The organism is Vibrio sp. 10N.261.51.F11 (genome assembly GCF_041471665.1).
GTDB lineage: Bacteria > Pseudomonadota > Gammaproteobacteria > Enterobacterales > Vibrionaceae > Vibrio > Vibrio crassostreae_C.
In genome coordinates this window covers 32,437-51,936 of sequence record NZ_JBFROW010000021.1, presented here as the reverse complement: position 1 = coordinate 51,936, position 19,500 = coordinate 32,437, and the positions used below count along the sequence as shown (strand labels likewise).

General features: G+C 47.6%; 1 protein-coding gene. It reads left to right on the top strand.

What is annotated here, in order from left to right; translation table 11 throughout:
• Nucleotides 1–19,314, top strand: a 19,314-nt coding sequence (locus tag AB4351_RS07735; RefSeq protein ID WP_372125573.1) for a tandem-95 repeat protein, incomplete at its 5' end; no start/stop codon positions are given.
• Between the last annotated feature and the right edge of the window lie 186 nt (nucleotides 19,315–19,500).

Sequence of the window (19,500 nt, the reverse complement as noted above, 5' to 3'; positions counted from 1 at the left end):
ATTGAAAGTGTGACCTACGACGGTGGCGACGGTATTCTTACCGACAACGGTAATGGCACATACACCTTCGCACCAAATGAAAACTTCAATGGTGACGTAAACTTCGGCTTCGATGTGTCAGATGGCACCGATACGGTCTCTGCCAACATCGATGTGAGTGTTACAGCGGTTGATGATGCGCCAGTGTCTGGTGACTTAGCGTACTCAATCGATGAAGACGGTTCTATCCGTTTAAGCCAAGAGCAATTGCTATCGCAAGCGTCAGATGTTGAAGGCGATGACCTTACTGCTAGCGGCCTAACGGTTGGTGGTGATGCGACGGTTGTAGCTAACGATGATGGCAGTTTCACCATCACGCCAGATGAGAACTTCAATGGCGACATTGATATCAGTTTCGATATCTCTGATGGCACCAATACGGTTCAAGCATCAGCTGACCTAACGGTTAACCCAGTTAACGACCTGCCAGTCCCTCAAGATCAACAGTTCAGTATTGCAGAAGACGGTACTTTACAGTTCACAGACGCGGATCTGCTTACAGGCGCGACAGACGTTGAAGGTGATAACCTGACGGTTGAGGGCATCACTTATGAAGGCACTGATGGCGTACTGACTGACTTGGGTGAGGGATCATATAGCTTTGCTCCAAACGAAAACTTCAATGGTGATGTGAGCTTTAGCTTCGATGTGTCAGACGGTACCGATACCGTGTCTGCAAACATTGATGTTAGCGTGACTCCTGAGAACGATCCGCCTGTTGCGGGCTTAACGTCCTACACGGTGAATGAAGATAATTCGATTACCATTTCTGATGCACAACTATTGGCAACATCTTCAGATATTGAAGGTGATGTATCGATAGACAGCGTGACTTACTCTGGTAGCGACGGTGTCCTCGAAATCAATGGTAACGGCACTTACACCTTCTCGCCAAATGAGAACTTCAGCGGTGAAATTGCACTGGATGTGGTTGTTGCTGATGAAGATGGTGCGACCGACTCAACGACCGCGGGCATCAATGTTCTTGAAGTGAACGATCCGCCGGTTGCAGGCCCTACGTCTTACACCATTGATGAAGACTCAGTACTTACCTTCAGTGAGTCTCAAGTGTTGCTTAACGCCTCAGATGTAGAAGGGGATGTTGATCTTGTTGGTATTAGCTACGATGGCCCTGAGGGTATCTTCTCAGTAAATGGTGACGGCACTTGCAGCTTCGCTCCAAATGAGAACTTTAATGGCCAAGTTCAGCTTGATGTCACCATTCGTGATGAAGATGGTGCAGAAGTGGAAACCGTCATCAATGTTGACGTATTACCAATCAATGATGCGCCAGTGTCTGGTGATTTGGCTTACAACGTTAACGAAGATGGTTCAATCACACTGAGCCAAGATCAGCTGTTGTCTCAAGCGTCCGATGTAGAAGGCGAAGATCTAACCGCAAGTGACTTAACAGTTGGTGGTGATGCGACGGTTGTAGCTAACGATGACGGCAGTTTCACGATTACGCCAGATGAAAACTTCAACGGTGACATTGATATTCAATTCAACATCACTGACGGTACTGACACGGTTCAAGCAACCGCCGATCTTACTGTTAACCCAGTTAATGACTTGCCGGTTCCTCAAGACCAACAATTCAGTATCGCAGAAGACGGTACGCTTCAATTTACAGACGCCGACTTACTTACCGGTGCCACCGATATTGATGGCGACGACTTAACCGTTGAAGGTATTAGCTATACAGGTGGTGATGGCGTACTGACCGACCACGGTGATGGTACTTATACCTTTGCGCCAAATGAAAACTTCAATGGCGATGTGAACTTCAGTTTCGATGTGTCTGATGGCACAGAAACCGTTAGCGCTAACATTGATGTGAGTGTGACTCCTGAGAACGATCCGCCAGTTGCGGGTTCAACCTCATACATGGTCAATGAAGACAATGCCATCACAATTTCTGATGAACAGTTGCTAGCTAACTCTTCGGATATTGAAGGTGCGGTGTCGGTTGATACTGTGACTTACAGTGGCACTGATGGTGTGTTCCAAGATAACGGCGATGGCAGCTATACCTTCCTTCCTAATGAAAACTTCAGCGGTGATATCAGCCTTGATGTGATTGTTGCAGATGAAGAAGGTGCAATTGATGAAACCACAGCAGGTATTACCGTTCTTGAAGTGAACGATCCACCAGTTGCGGGTCCAACGTCATACACCATTGACGAAGATTCGGTTCTGACGTTCAGTGAATCTCAGATTCTTGTGAATGCTTCGGATATCGAAGGCGATGTAGAACTTGTTGGCATTAACTACGATGGCTCTGACGGTATCTTCACTGTAAATGGTGATGGTACATGCAGCTTTGCACCCAACGAAAACTTCAATGGTCAGGTTCAACTGGGTGTGACCATTCAAGATGAAGATGGCGCAACGGTTGAAACACACATTAACGTTGATGTATTGCCAATCAATGATGCGCCAGTATCGGGCGATTTGGCTTACACCATCAATGAAGATAGCTCCATCACGCTAAGCCAAGAGCAATTGCTAGCAAGAGCAGGTGATATCGATAGCGATAACTTAGAAGCTATCAATCTATCTACTGATGAAAATGCGACCATCCAACACAATGATGATGGCAGCTACACCATCACACCGAACGCAGATTACAACGGTGACCTAGATCTGAACTTCGATATCATCGATAACGATGGTGGTTCAGTTCAAGTTGGCCTAGACATTACCGTGAATCCGGTTAATGACTTGCCACAAGCGCAAGATCAACAGTTCACGATTGAAGAAGACGGTACGTTACTCTTCACCGATGCAGACCTGCTTGCAGGCGCGTCGGATATTGATGGTGATGAACTGTCGATTGAAAACGTGCTCTACACAGGTGCAGATGGTGTTCTTAGCGATAATGGCGACGGCACATACAGCTTTGCTCCAAACGAGAACTTCAATGGTGATGTTCAATTCTCATTCGATGTCTCTGACGGTACTGATTCAACATCAGCTGTTATTGATGTCAGCGTAACGCCTGAGAATGATCCACCGGTAGCGGGCTCGACATCTTACACAGTTCAAGAAGATGGGCAAATCACGATCAGTGATGAGCAATTATTGGCAAACTCTTCCGATGTAGAAGGCGATGTTTCACTGTCTGGAGTATCGTACTCCGGTGATGACGGCTCATTTGTTGATAATGGCAATGGTACTTACACCTTTACGCCAAATGAAAACTTCGATGGTGATATTTCACTAGACGTTGTTGTCGTTGACGAAGACGGTGCAACCGCAACCACAACCGCTGGCATCGATGTTATCGCTGTGAATGACGGACCTGAAACTTCGGGCATTCAGGCTGAAGTCGATGAAGATAATTCAATCACCATTACTCAAGAGCAGTTACTCGCTAATGCGACCGATGTTGAAGGTGATGAGTTAACGGCATCTAACCTACAAACCAACGATCCAGATGCGACAATTGTTACTAATGACGATGGTTCATTCACTATTACGCACACAGAAAACTTCAATGGCGAGTTGGACTTCACATACAGCATCAGTGATGGTGAGAATGAAGTTCTGACGACACTCGACTTGACGGTTAACCCTGTCAACGATGCGCCAGAAGCGGGCGATGAAATCTTCATCCAAGCGCAAGAAGACCAAACAGTTGGTGTGACACTTCGTGAAGAACCAGCACTACGTTTAGACCAAGCGCCAGAAAACGGCATCATTGAAGCAAATGTGAATGACGAATGGGTGGTACTGGAAGTAGGACAAGAAGTTCCTGCAGATACCGAAGTGCGCTTTGTTCCAAGTGAAGATGCTCTTGCTGAAGGTACACACACCACACAAATCGGTACGTTTGACGATAACGCGAGTGTGGATGATTGGGGTACAGAAGTTGACCCTTATACGCGTGAGTTCTCAGATGGTGACTTAACGGTAACTGTTCAAAGTAACGATGACCCTCTTGGTGCCTGGAATGGCAACACCCACATTGGTCATGGTATCGGTGATACTGACCGCCAAGGCTTAAGTGGTGATGAGAAACTGACGGTTTCAGTTGAAGGTCAAGACATCAATGAAATCAGTTTCCACCTAGATGGTTTGGGTGGCTGGTTCATGGAAGAGTCTCGTCACTTTACAGAAGTAGAAATCAAAGCGTTCAATGAGGATGGCGACCTAATTGACTCGATGACTTACCACAAAGAAGACCGTGGTACTTTCGAGACAGATTACACGCTAACGGTTGATCAACCAGTGTCCTACTTTGAGCTTGGTACCGTGCAAGGTAATGGTACTTACGTGGTTCAAAACATGACAGTGTCACAAACTTGTCATGATGAAGCGGTGTTTACATCGATTGGTGTAGATGGTTCAGAGATTACTGAAACGGTTGAGTTGAATATCCATGCGGGTGACAACGAAATCGAGTTAACGGCTGATCTTCCGAATATTACTGTCGATACCGATGGTTCTGCCCAGTTTGCTTCGGTTGTGATTACCGAAGAGCAACTACTGGCGCAAGCATCTGATATTGATGGCGACGACCTTGATATTGAAAATCTAGAGCTAGTGGGTGAAAACTCAGAGCATGCAACACTCACCGATAATGGTGATGGCACTTGGACGGTAACACCGGATGAAAACTTCCATGGTGAAATCGAACTTGGTTACCAAGTTACCGATGGTGAGCTGACAGACAGCAATATCATCAATATCAATTTCGAATCAGTAAATGATGCGCCAATCGTTTCTGGCCCGATTGTTCTATCGACAGATGAAGATGAAGGTATCACGTTCAGTGCAGATGACTTGCTAGCGAACACCACAGATGTGGAAGGCGATACGCTGTCTATTTCTGACATCACTTACGGTGGTGATAACGGTGAGCTAGTTGATAACGGCGATGGTACGTTTACCTTCATGCCGAATGAAAACTTCAATGGTGAAATCGACATCGACTACAAGGTGTTTGATGGAACTGATGAAGTTGCAACGCATCTAGACCTAACGGTCGTACCAGTCAATGATGTGCCGGTTCCGGGTGAACCATTGCACACCCAAATGCTTGAAAACGGCTCCATGATCATCGAAGCGAAAGACCTATTGTCTGGTGCTACCGATGTTGATGGCGACATTCTTCATGTCGAAAACCTATTACTTGCAGACCAAACGCAAGGTACGTTAACGGATAACGGTGATAATACCTTTACCTTCGAACCTGCAGAAGACTTCTACGGTGAAGTGAATCTGACTTTCGATATCAGTGATGGCCAAGCAAGCGCACCAAGTACAGCAAGAGTTGACGTTGAAATTGTCAATGAAGGCCCAGAGGTTGGTGGTCCAATTGAAGCCGCTGTTGATGAAGATGGTTCAATCACTATCACTCAAGAGGATCTGTTAGCGAATGCGACGGATGTCGATGGCGACAACCTTGAAGCCGTTAACTTAGCGACCAACGATCCAAATGCGGTTGTTGTAGAAAACCCAGACGGTAGCTTCACTATTACACCAAGTGCAGATTTCTTTGGTGAGATTGAGTTTACTTATGATGTCACTGACGCGATCGAAACTGTTGCGGCTGACCTCAACCTAACCGTAAACCCTATCAACGATGCTCCAGACGTGCCTGACATGTCTTTCACTACGGAAGACGGTCAAGCGATTACCATTACCGAAGCTGAACTATTAGCACAAGCGACAGACGTTGAAGGTGATGAACTGTCAGTTGTGAATGTAACGAGCGCAAGCGACACGGTAGAAGTCACAGACAATGGTGACGGAACATACACATTAACACCAGAGCAAGGCTTCTTCGGTAATGTTGACTTAGCGTTTGATGTGAGCGATGGCACTGATGTGGTTGCCGCAAACATCGACCTAAAAGTTGAGTTCGTCAACGATGCGCCAGAAGCGACACCGATGGTGGCAGATGTCGACGAAGATGGTTCAATCCTCGTTACACAAGAAATGCTGTTGGAGAACGCGAGCGACCAAGATGGCGATGAGCTATTTGCTTCTTCGCTTGAAACCAATGATCCGAACGCCAGCATTGTAGACAATGGTGATGGCACGTACACAGTGACACCTTCTGAAAACTTCAACGGTGATATTGCATTCACTTATGAGGTGAGCGATGGTGAGCTGAGCACGTCTAATGATATGACATTGACCGTGAATCCGGTGAATGACATTCCAATTGTTGCCCCAGGCATGTACCACATCGAAGAGGATGGCAGCATCCTGTTCACTCAAGAAGATCTGTTGAGTGGTGCGATTGATATTGATGGCGACGACCTAAGCGTTACTAGCATCAATTACTCTGGTGATGAAGGCACAGTCACCGACAATGGTGACGGCACGTTCAGCTTCGTTCCTGAAGAGCACTTCAGTGGTGATCTGCAGTTCAGCTTTACGGTAACAGACGGTACGGATGAGGTTGAACAAGACCTTAACGTTCATATTGAAGCAGTCGCGGATGCGCCGGATCTTGTGATAACCGATGGCGACGGCGTTAACGTTGATGACCAAGCTATTTTGGTTGAGCCCGGCGGCATTGTTGAGCTTAATATTGCGGCTGCGCTAGTAGACCAAGATCTATCAGAAACACTGACGGTAACAGTAGATGGTGTACCAGAAGGGTCGGTTATCCAATACGATAACGAAGGCGTTCTGAATGACCAAGAAAACGGTATCACCAGTTACAACGATACTGAAATCACAGTAACGTTTGAAGGCGAAACCGCGGGATACCAAAACGCAGCGGGTTACTACAAAGTCGATGAAGACGGCAACATCACAGGTGTTGAAGTTGTCTACGAGAATGCATCACAAGTGGGTGGCGGCGGTGACCTTGTCCCTGGACAAGATCAGTTCAGCTTCCAAGTCGAGGAAGGTGAGAGCTTTAACCTGTTCTTAATTCCAAACGGACATCAGCACAACGACTTTGATGCGATGCAAGACGGTCAGTACGAGTTCCGTGCTGAGGATGGTTCGCCTGCGAACATGGATACGGTTGATCCTCAACTTGTCTTTGTTGCGGCAGATGGCACTGAGACCGTGGTTCAAGGCCAGAATGGTGACGCGATCTTCCATGGTGGTTCAAGCTCTCAGCTAAACCAAGATGGTATCGAACATACTCGCACTACGGTTAATGAAGACGGCGAGCTGGTTTACGGCTTTGAAGATTTGTATGGCGGCGGTGATGCTGACTACACAGATTTCAACTTCACAATCGATGTGGGTGAAGTGAACAGCCAAATCTACAGCGGTGAAGTGACCGTTGGCCCTGATGGTACGGTGAACTTACCGACAACGGCTATCGAAAATTCACTACAAATCCAGTTACCAGAAGACTTCAACGAACAGCTTGAAGTTCATGTAACTGCAACCGCAACAGAGCTATCGAATGATGATTCTGAAACGGTCTCTCAAACCATCTACATTAACGCGACAGGCGCGCACATTGAGCACGCACCTGAAGCGCTGCCTGTTGCAGCAACAGTAGAAGAAGATGGTTCTATCACCATTACGCAAGAAGACTTGTTAGCTAATGCTCGTGATCTCGATGGCGATCAGCTGACGGCTCTGAATTTAGCAACCGATGATGAGAGCGTTACGATTACCGATAACGGTGATGGAACGTACACATTAACGCCAGAAGCTGATTTCAATGGCGATGTTAACTTTACGTTTGATGTGTCTGATGGTGATGATGTTGTCTCTACCAACCTAGAGCTAACGGTTTCACCAGTGAACGATGGTCCAGAAGCACAAGACCAGGCATTCACAGTCGGCGAAGATGGCGTGTTAACCTTCAATGACCAAGACCTATTAACAGGTGCAACGGACATTGAAGGGGACGACCTAAGTGTTGAAGGTGTAACTTACACTGGCGCAGATGGTGTCCTAACCGACAATGGCGATGGCACATACAGCTTCGCGCCAAACGAAAACTTCAATGGCGATGTGAACTTCTCGTTCAATGTATCAGATGGTACCGATACGGTAACCGCTAACATTGATGTGAACATTACGCCAGAGAATGACCCTCCGGTTGCGGGTAGTACGTCTTACACGGTTCATGAAGACAACTCTATTACAATCAGTAACGAACAACTGCTAGCGAACTCTTCGGATATCGAAGGTGAAGTGGCGATTGATAGCGTGACTTACAGTGGTAGTGACGGTGTTCTAGAAATCAACGGTGACGGCACATATACCTTCTCTCCAAACGAGAACTTCAATGGCGAAGTTAGCCTTGATGTGGTTGTTGTGGATGAAGACGATGCAGCCGTATCGACTACAGCGGGCATTACGGTTCTAGAAGTGAACGATCCGCCAGTTGCTGGCCCAACGTCATACACCATCGATGAAGATTCAGTACTGACTTTCAATGAGTCTCAAGTTCTGCTGAACGCTTCTGATATTGAAGGTGATGTTGAGCTTGTTGAGATCAACTACGATGGCCCAGACGGTATCTTCTCAATCAATGGTGACGGTACATGTAGCTTCGCTCCGAATGAAAACTTCAACGGCCAAGTGCAGTTGGATGTGACCATTCAAGATGAAGACGGCGCTCAAGTTGATACTCATATTACGGTTGATGTCCTGCCAATCAATGATGTTCCAGTATCAGGAGACTTGGCATACAGCGTAGAGGAAGACGGTTCGATTACCTTGAGCCAAGAGCAGCTTCTTTCTCAAGCAAGCGATGTAGATGGCGACGACCTGACTGCTTCTAACTTGATTGTTGATGGAGACGCGACGGTTGTTGCTAACGATGACGGCAGCTTTACCATTACGCCAGATGCGAACTTCAATGGTGACATTGACCTAACGTTCGACATTAGCGACGGTACAGATACGCTGGTTGCGACGGCTGACCTAACCGTTAATCCAGTTAATGACCTTCCACAACCACAAGATCAAACGTTCAGCATTGGCGAAGATGGCATCTTGAACTTCACAGATGAAGACTTGCTAACAGGTGCGACCGACATTGATGGGGATGACCTATCGGTTGAAGGCGTGACTTACACAGGTGCGGACGGTGTTCTTACTGATAATGGCGACGGAAGCTACAGCTTTGCGCCAAATGAGAACTTCAATGGTGATGTGAACTTTAGCTTTGATGTGTCAGATGGCACGGATACGGTTCAAGCCAACATTGATGTCAGCGTGACACCAGAGAACGATCCACCTGTTGCAGGTAGCACGTCTTACACCGTTCATGAAGACAACTCAATTACCATCAGCGACGAACAGTTACTTGCTAACTCTTCGGACATTGAAGGTGATGTGGCAGTCGATAGCGTGACTTACACTGGCGCTGATGGTGTTTTTGAAGACAATGGTGACGGTACTTACACCTTCTCGCCAAACGAAAACTTCAACGGCGAAGTTAGCCTTGATGTTGTCATTACTGATGAAGAGGGCGCAACTGAAGCGACCACCGCGGGTATTACTGTACTTGAGGTGAACGATCCACCAATCGCAGGCTCAACCAGCTATTCAGTCAGCGAAGATGAAGTTATAACCATCAGTTCAGAGCAACTGTTGGCGAATGCTTCTGATATCGAAGGTGAAGTGGCGATTGATAGCGTTAACTACACAGGTTCAGACGGTATCTTTACCGACAATGGTGACGGAACATTCAGCTTCGCACCTAACGCTAACTTCGATGGCGATGTAAGCCTTGATGTTGTCGTTACTGATGAAGACGGCGCAACCGTAGCGACCAACGCAAGCATTGATGTTCTGCCTGTTAACGATGCTCCGGTATCGGGCGACTTGGCGTACAGCGTGGACGAAGATGGTTCAATTACCTTGAGCCAAGAGCAATTACTTGCTCAAGCGAGCGATGTTGACGGCGATGACTTAACAGCGGCTAACCTGACCGTTGGTGGTGATGCGACAGTTACTGCAAACGATGATGGTAGTTTCACTATCACGCCAGATGCGAACTTCAATGGCGACATTGATTTGAACTTCGACATTACCGATGGTGATGCGACGCTTCAAGCAACAGCTGACCTAACGGTTAACCCAGTTAATGACTTGCCAACAGTAGGTGAGCCACAATTTGTGACTCAAGAAGACACCAGCTTTACCTTCACAGAAGAGCAACTGCTGCAAAATGCGGGCGACATTGATGGCGATAACCTATCGGTTGAAAATGTGGCTTCAGATAGCGGTACTTTGGTTGATAACGGCGACGGTACTTACACATTCGCACCGAATGAAAACTTCGACGGCAATGTAAATGTGACGTTCGACGTGAATGACGGTACAGCGACAGTACCAGCAGAAGCGACAATTGATGTTCAATCTGTGGTTGATATGCCAGAGCTGTCGATTGCGTCTGACCTAGTGATTGCGTCAGACAACTTCGAGTCTGGATCAAACGGTTGGAATACCGGTACTGAAAGCTCACAAGGCTTCGAATCAGGTGACATGCTAGGTCGTATTGGTGGCACTGGTGGCGATGAAGCAGTCAGCAAAACTTACGACATTCCAAGTGATGTGAGCGAAGTTAATATCTCGTTCAGTTTCTACGAAATTGATTCTTGGGATGGTGAGTCATTCCAAATCTTTGTCGGCGGCGAAGAGCTAACTTCGTTAGACAACTCGGCGTTCCAAACTCAAGATGGCACTACAACATTGTACGATTCAGCGGGCAATGAAGTGGGTGAAGTTGTTCACGGCGTGTCGCAAGGTGAAGGCTTCAGCGGTTGGAACGACCAAGCGCACCAAATCAACCTAACGGTACCCGTTGAAGACGGCCAACTTGAGTTAGGCTTCGGTTCAACCTTGAACCAAGGTGTGAGTGATGAGTCGTTTGGTATCGACAACATCGAAATCACAGTGTCTGACGCGGATTACCAAATCATTGGTACCGAAGATACACCTGTACCACTCGATATTGATGCCGCTCTAACCGATACCGATGGTTCAGAAAACCTTGCTATTTTGATTGAAGATGTGCCGGAAGGCAGCTCGCTTTCTGCAGGTACTGATAACGGTGATGGTACATGGTCATTGCAACCAGGTGAGCTAGAAGGGCTAGAGTTTATCCCTTCAGGTGACTTCAATGGGGATGTGGTTCTAACCGTGAATGCGACGTCGACTGATGTTGATACGGGCACCACCGCAACGGCAACACAAGATGTGACGATTCACATTTCGCCAGCGAACGATGCTCCAGAAGTTGATGGTGATATCAGTGCCGTGACAGCCGAAGATAACAGCATCACGCTAACTCAAGAGCAGTTGCTAGAGCACGCTGTTGACATTGATGGTGATGACCTATCAGCAATCAACCTAACTACCAATGATGAAAATGCGACCGTTCAAATGAACGACGATGGCAGCTTCACCATTACACCGAGTGAAAACTTCAACGGTAATATCGAATTTAGTTACGATGTAACCGATGGGGAAGACATGGTTGCTGCAGGCCTAGACTTGACGGTAACACCTGTCAATGATGCGCCAGAGCTACAAGACCAAGCATTCACTATTGGTGAAGATGGGGTTCTTAACTTCTCTGACGCTGACCTGCTAACAGGTGCAACGGATGTTGAAGGTGATGACCTAACAGTCGAAGGTGTGACATACACGGGTGCTGATGGTGTGCTTACCGACAATGGTGACGGAAGCTACAGCTTTGCGCCAAACGAGAACTTCAATGGTGATGTGAACTTCAGCTTTGATGTGTCAGATGGCACGGATACGGTTCAAGCCAACATTGATGTGAGCGTGACGCCTGAGAACGATCCACCAGTGGCGGGTAGCACGTCTTACACTGTGCATGAAGACAACTCAATCACGATCAGTAACGAACAGCTATTAGCCAACTCTTCAGATATTGAAGGTGAGGTTGCGATTGATAGCGTGACTTACACTGGCAGTGACGGTGTGTTCGAAGACAACGGTGACGGCACTTACACCTTCTCGCCAAACGAGAACTTCAATGGTGATGTGAGCTTAGCGGTTGTTGTTACCGATGAAGAAGGGGCAACAGAAGCGACCACCGCGGGAATCACCGTACTTGAGGTGAACGATCCGCCAATCGCAGGCTCAACCAGCTACTCAGTCAACGAAGATGAAGTTATCACCATCAGTGCAGAGCAACTGTTGGCGAACTCTTCTGATATTGAAGGTGAAGTGGCGATTGATAGTGTTACTTACACAGGCGCTGACGGTATCTTTACTGACAACGGCAACGGCACATTCAGCTTTGCACCGAACGCAAACTTCGATGGCGATGTTAGCCTCGATGTAGTGGTGACAGATGAAGACGGTGCGACAGTAGCCACCAGCGCAAGTATTGATGTTCTTCCAATTAATGATCCACCAGTATCGGGTGACTTGGCATACAGCATTGATGAAGATGGTTCGATTACTCTGACTCAAGAGCAGTTGCTGTCTCAAGCATCTGATGTGGATGGCGATGATCTGACCGCAAGCAACTTAAGCGCAGGCGATAATGCAACCGTTGTTGATAATGGCGATGGCACCTTTACGGTAACGCCAGATGCGAACTTCAATGGCGATATCGACCTAAGCTTTGATATTTCGGACGGCACCGAGTCGATTGTGGCGAACGCCGATCTGACGGTAAACCCAGTCAACGACTTGCCAACGACATCTGATGTTTATGCGAACGTTGATGAAGATAATGTCATCACTATCACGCAGGAGCAGTTACTTGCGAATGCCGCTGATATTGAGGGCGATGACCTTGTCGCTTCCGACTTAACCTTAGTGGGCGACGATGCAACGATTGTCGACAATGGCGATGGCACGTTCTCAATCACTCCAAGCGAAAACTTCAATGGCTACATCGATGTTGCCTACAGCATCAGCGATGGCGACACACCAATTGCCGCTAACTTAGGCTTAACCGTTGACCCAGTTAACGACGCGCCAATTGTTTCTGCTGATGTGGCGATAACCATTGAAGAAGACGGTTCATACACCATTACTCAAGAAGAGCTCCTACAATTCGCGACTGACATCGAAGACGATGACATGACCGCAATTATCGGAGAGCAGGGCGATGAAACAACCGTAACCGGTACAGTGTTGGATGCTGAAACTGGCAATCCAATCGCAGGTGCGGATGTTACGCTAACCGACAACGCAGGTCATTCTTACACAGCGGTGACCGATCAATCTGGTAACTACTCTGTGAGCGGTCCAGTTGTTGACCAAGGTACCGTTACGATTGAACAAGAAGGCTCAATTACTAGCAGCTTCCTAGTTCCAGCAGGCGAAGATACCAATGGTGGCGTGACTGCAATATCTGAAGTCCTTGAAGAAACAGATATGCGTATCGTGGTCACATGGGGTGACAGTCCACGTGATATGGACAACCACCTATGGCTCTACGATACAGAGAATGGCAGTGAGCTAGACCATATTTACTATCGCGACATGAGCCATGATTTGGGTGAAGGTAATGTCGTTCAGCAAGATGTAGATGACACGAATGGCGGTGGTCCTGAAACCATCACTATTCCAAATTATCAAGATGCTGACATGCACTATTCAGTACACAACTACACCAGCAGAAGTTGGGATGTAGATGGTGTTGAAGATGTACAGGTTCAGGTATTTGTTGGCGATACATTGGTTGAAACCTTTAGCCCTGATTTATCTGAAAGCCCATCGGGTGACCACTGGCATGTATTTGATATCGTGAACGGCGTTATTGTTCCAAGCCAAGATGTAGGCAGCGAGAATGCGTTTGATTTACCAACGGCAGAAGAAGCGCTCGCGAATGAAAACGGCATTGATATCTCTGAATTGCTAACCGGCGAGGAAGGTGATGATTCTGGTGAAACGGGTGGTAACGAACCAAGTGTTGGAGATGTTTCCATTGAGAACGCTCTTATCACTGACAATGGTGATGGTACTTACACCATTACACCGGAAGAGAACTTCAATGGTGAATTCTCGATTAGCTACAACGTAGACGATGGCAACGGTGGGGTTACTCCAGCGGAACTAGACGTGACCGTAACAGCAGTTAACGACCTTTCTGTAATTTACGACCACGACTACACCATTAATGAAGATGGTTCGCTGACCTTTACCGATGAACAGCTATTGGCTGGTGCAACGGATATTGATGGCGATGACCTTTCTGTCGAGTCGGTTAACTACGAAGGTACAGACGGTGTGTTCACGGATAACGGCGACGGTACTTATACCTTTGCTCCAAACGAGAACTTCAATGGTAATGTCGACCTAACTTACGATGTGAGTGATGGTACAGATGTTGTATCGGCGAATATTGATGTTCAAGTGGTTCCAATCAACGACGTACCGGTAGCGGGTTCTACGACTTACAGTGTTGAAGAAGACGGCAGTATCACCCTAAGCGATGCACAACTTCTAGCGAATAGCTCGGATGTTGAAGGGGAAGTGTTTGTCAGCGATGTAAGCTACAGCGGCACTGATGGTGTATTCACTGATAATGGTGATGGTACTTACACCTTTGCTCCAAACGAAAACTTTAACGGTGACATCAGTCTTGATGTCTCTGTTATGGATGAAGATGGCGCAACCGCTGAAACAACCGCAGGTATCGACGTCATTGCCGTTAATGACTTGCCAGTTGCAGGTTCAACGACCTACAGCGTTGACGAAGATAACGTGATTACCATCTCTGAAGCACAGCTTCTTGCGAACAGCTCAGACATTGAAGGTGATGTATCCGTTAGCGACGTTTCCTACTCAGGCGCAGACGGTATCTTTACTGACAATGGTGATGGTACTTACAGCTTCGCACCAAATGAAAACTTCAACGGCAATGTCAGCCTAGATGTCACCGTTGCTGATGAAGACGGTGCAACGGCTGAAACCACTGCGGGTATTGAAGTTATCGCGGTTAACGACGCGCCAGTGTCAGGTGACTTGGCTTACTCAGTGGATGAAGATGGTTCAATCACACTAAGCCAAGAGCAGCTGCTTGCTCAAGCATTGGATGTGGACGGCGATGATCTTACCGCTGCCAACCTAACCGCCGGTGATAACGCGACCGTTACGGCAAACGATGATGGTTCATTTACCATTACCCCGGATGCTGACTTTAATGGCGATATTGACCTAAGCTTCGACCTTTCTGATGGTACTGAAACGGTTGTTGCAACGGCTGACCTTACTGTGAATCCAGTGAATGACATCGCAGTTGTAGAAGATGTCGCTTACACCATTGAAGAAGACGGTTCGCTTACCTTTACGGACGAGCAACTGCTAGCAGGTGCTTCTGATATTGATGGTGATGAGCTTTCAGTTGCCGACGTGTCTTACACTGGCGCAGAGGGTGTGTTTACCGACAATGGCGATGGAACCTACACCTTTGCACCGAACGAGAACTTCAACGGTGACGTAAGCCTAGACTTCTCAGTATCTGACGGTACAGAGACGGTCGATGCTAACATCGACGTAACGGTAACAGACGTTAACGATGCACCAGTGGCAGGCGCAACGTCTTACCAAATGAACGAAGATGGCACCATCACATTGAGCCCTGAGCAGTTGATTGCTAATAGCTCCGATGTGGACGGTGAAGTGTCGCTTGATAGCGTGAGCTACTCAGGTGCAGACGGTATCTTGGTTCAAAATGAAGATGGGTCGGTAACGTTCGCACCAAACGAAAACTTTAACGGCGACATCAACCTTGATGTGACGGTTATTGATGACGACGGTGCAACGGCTCAGACTACCGCTGGTATTGAAGTTATTGCAGTTAACGACGCACCAGTGGCCGGAAACGTGGCTTACTCGGTTGATGAAGACGGTTCAATTACGCTATCTCAAGAGCAGTTGCTGGCTAACGCATCCGATGTTGATGGTGATGCACTAACCGCAAGCAACCTATCTGCAGGTGACAATGCGACCGTAACAGCGAACGAAGATGGTTCATTTACTATCACTCCGGATGCTGATTTCAACGGTGACATTGATTTGAGCTTCGATGTGTCAGATGGCCTTGAAACTGTTCAAGCTGGAGTCGACCTAACGGTTAACCCAGTCAATGACCTACCAACAGCAGAAGACCAAAACTTTACTGTTGAGGAAGATGGAACGCTAATCTTCACGGATGCAGACCTACTAGCAGGTACTGCAGACATTGACGGCGATGACTTGTCTATCGTTGACGTGTCTTACACGGGCGCAGAAGGTGTGTTCACTGATAACGGTGACGGCACTTATAGCTTTGCTCCGAACGAGAACTTCAATGGCGATGTCAACCTAGGCTTCACAGTGACTGATGGCACTGAGACACTCGATGCCAATATTGGTGTGACGGTAACGGATGTTAACGATGCGCCGGTAGCGGGTTCTACGTCTTACCAAATGAACGAAGATGGCACCATCACAATCAGCCCTGAGCAGTTAATTGCTAATAGCTCTGACGTTGATGGTGAAGTGTCACTTGAAAGCGTGACTTACTCAGGCTCTGACGGCACCTTGGTTCAAAACGATAATGGGGCTGTGACCTTCACGCCAAACGAGAACTTTAATGGTGATATCAGCCTAGATGTGGTCGTGACCGATGATGACGGTGCAACGGCAACAACAACGGCAGGTATCGAAGTTCTGGCTGTGAACGATGGACCTGAATCTGAGGATGTGAAACTAACCACAGCCGAAGACAGCACCATTCTTATCACACAAGACATGTTGTTAGCTCAAGCTACCGACATCGATAACACCGCAGACGAGCTGTCGGCTTCTGGTCTACAAATCGACCCTAGCTTGGGTGAGTTGCTAGATAACGAAGATGGTACTTGGTCATTTACACCAAACGAAAACTTCAATGGCGATGTGCCAATGACGTTTAACGTTAGCGATGGCCAAGAGACAATTTCAGTCGACGGCAACATCGATGTTACGCCAGTGAATGATGCACCTGAAGCGCCAACCATTGAGATGCAAGGCGAAGAAGATGTGGTCATGGTGATTGACCCTGCTTACATCGCGGGTCAAGTGACAGACCTTGATGGCGACGAGATCAGCATTGAGAGCATCACAGTACGAGCACCAGCGAATGCGACCTTAACTCAGCAACCAGACGGCATGTATCACTTAGTGACTACTCAAGACTTTAATGGCTTAGTAGAACTCGGTTATCAAGCTACTGACGGTGAAGAAGTGGTTGATGGCTCGCTGAATGTGGATGTCATTCCGGTTAACGACGCACCATTCAATGTCGGCAACGCAATGATGACCACAGACGAAGATGGCGCGTTCACCTTCGATGCTGGCGACTTGATGAACTTGTTCGGTGACATTGATACCGCAGACCTTGTTGTTTCTCGCATTATCACCGCAGACGGTGAAGATGGCGGAGAAGTTACAGACAACGGTGATGGTACTTGGACATTCACACCAACAGGCGACTTTGCGGGTGTTTCTGACCTACAAGTTGTCGTGAGTGACGGTGAGTTCGAAACGGTTCTCGATGTTCCTGTGTACGTACGTCCTGTCGCAGATGGCGCGGTTATTTCAACTGACCATGACGGTCCATTAGTCTTCGGCGAAGATGAAACGGGTCACTTGGGACTGAACGTTGGCCTAGTCGATGATTCAGAAACACTAAGTAACTTGGTGATGACAGGTTTCCCTGTTGGATTCGAGGTAACAGATGGTGTGAATACCGTGATGATCACCGAGCCGGGTCAATACATCGACCTGTTCGACTGGGATATCTCAAACATTCAAATGACGCCGCCTGAAGACTTCCATGGTGAGTTCTTCGTAACCGTAAGCGCAACAACGGTTGATTACGGAGATGAGCCGGAAGCGTTTGATGATGGTATCGATTCAGGTGATTTCGAAACTGTGGCGGGTGATTCCATCATCCTAACGGCGGACGACCTAATTGGTTTGGCTGAGAATGTGGATGCAGACAGCGATGATGAAGTGAAACTGGTTCATCTTGCCGACCGCAGCCAAGGTGAGATTGTCGATAATGGCGATGGCACTTGGACGTTCACACCAGCACCAGGCTTCACGGGCGAAGCAGACATTGCGTACGTAGTTGATAAAGATGGCGTGCTTCATGATGAGCAAACTGGCGTAGTCGTGAAAGAAGGTGACTCGCAAGGGAATGCAGCACCAGAAGTTAACAGCATCACAACGACGGAAATCGCAGCGGATGCCACCTTGTCGTTCACTGATGAAGACATGTTAGCGAATCTGAGCGATGCAGAAGGCGACAGCTTGAGCATTGAGTCAGTAAGCTTGATGGAAGGTCAGGGCGTAATTGAGAGCGATAACCAAGGTAACTATCAATTCACTCCTGCTGAAGACTACACCGGCGATGTTCAAGTTGGGTTTATAGCGACCGATGGCGAAAATCGCATCGAAAGCTTCTTCAATGTGGATATCCAAAGTGGCGATGAAGCAGCGGCGAGCGAAGGTTATACCTTAGCTGATGATGGTTCACTAACTATCACGGATGCACAGCTGGTGGATGAGTTAGGCGTCAGTGATTCTGCACAAGTTGTTGATGTTGCAGACGCGAACGATGCTGGCTTCTTTGCCGAATCAGGTGAAGGTGAGTGGACTTACTGGCCGAACGAAGACTTCGATGGCAATTTAGCGATGAATGTTGAAGTTAACGACGGCGGTGAAGTATCAAGTCACAGCTTAAGCATCCAAGTTGAAGATGATTCAGTACAAAGTGATGAACCACAAGTCCAAGCTGCTCAAGCAACAGAAGAGCAACAAGTGGAAGTGGCTCAACAAGCTGATGACCAAGCTCAAGATGCTGAAACTGAAGACAGTACAGCAGATGTAACCGCGGCACCGGGCGATACTATCTCTATCTCGATTCCAGATGAGGTGAGTGGTAACGAATCGGTTGATTACGCTGATATGTCTGGTCTACCTGAGGGCGCTACTGTGAGCAATGCACTGGATAACGGTGATGGTAGCTTCACAATCAGTGGCAACCTAGAGCAGCCTGTATCTGTCGAACTCCCAGAAGGTTACGAAGGTACTAGCGAGATCCAATTCCAAGGTTACGACGAATTGGGTAGCTCAATAGACGGTGCTAGCGGTTCTGTTGAAGTTGAGGTCGATGATCAATACACCATGCAAGGTTCTACGCAAGAACAGCAACCGGACATGGCGGGTATGGAATCTGGTGGCAGCGACTGGACAAGTTCAGGTGGTCAAGATCAAGGTGTTGACTTCACGGACGACTCTGGAAGCTTCGATTCAGATTCTCAAACTGGAACGGATCAAGGCAACGACTTCGACCAAAGCTCGATTTAATCGAGAGGGCTTAGTTTTAGTCTAAACCGACAAGCAGATAGGGCAGCGTAAAGTTGCCCTCATTAAAGCCATGTAGAGTTATTGATACATGGCTTTTTTTTATTTATTTTTTTGTTTCGCTAAATAAACTTGAGAACAGGTAAATATGTCCTTAATTATTAGAAGGGTCCGTTAGACAGGAGGGAC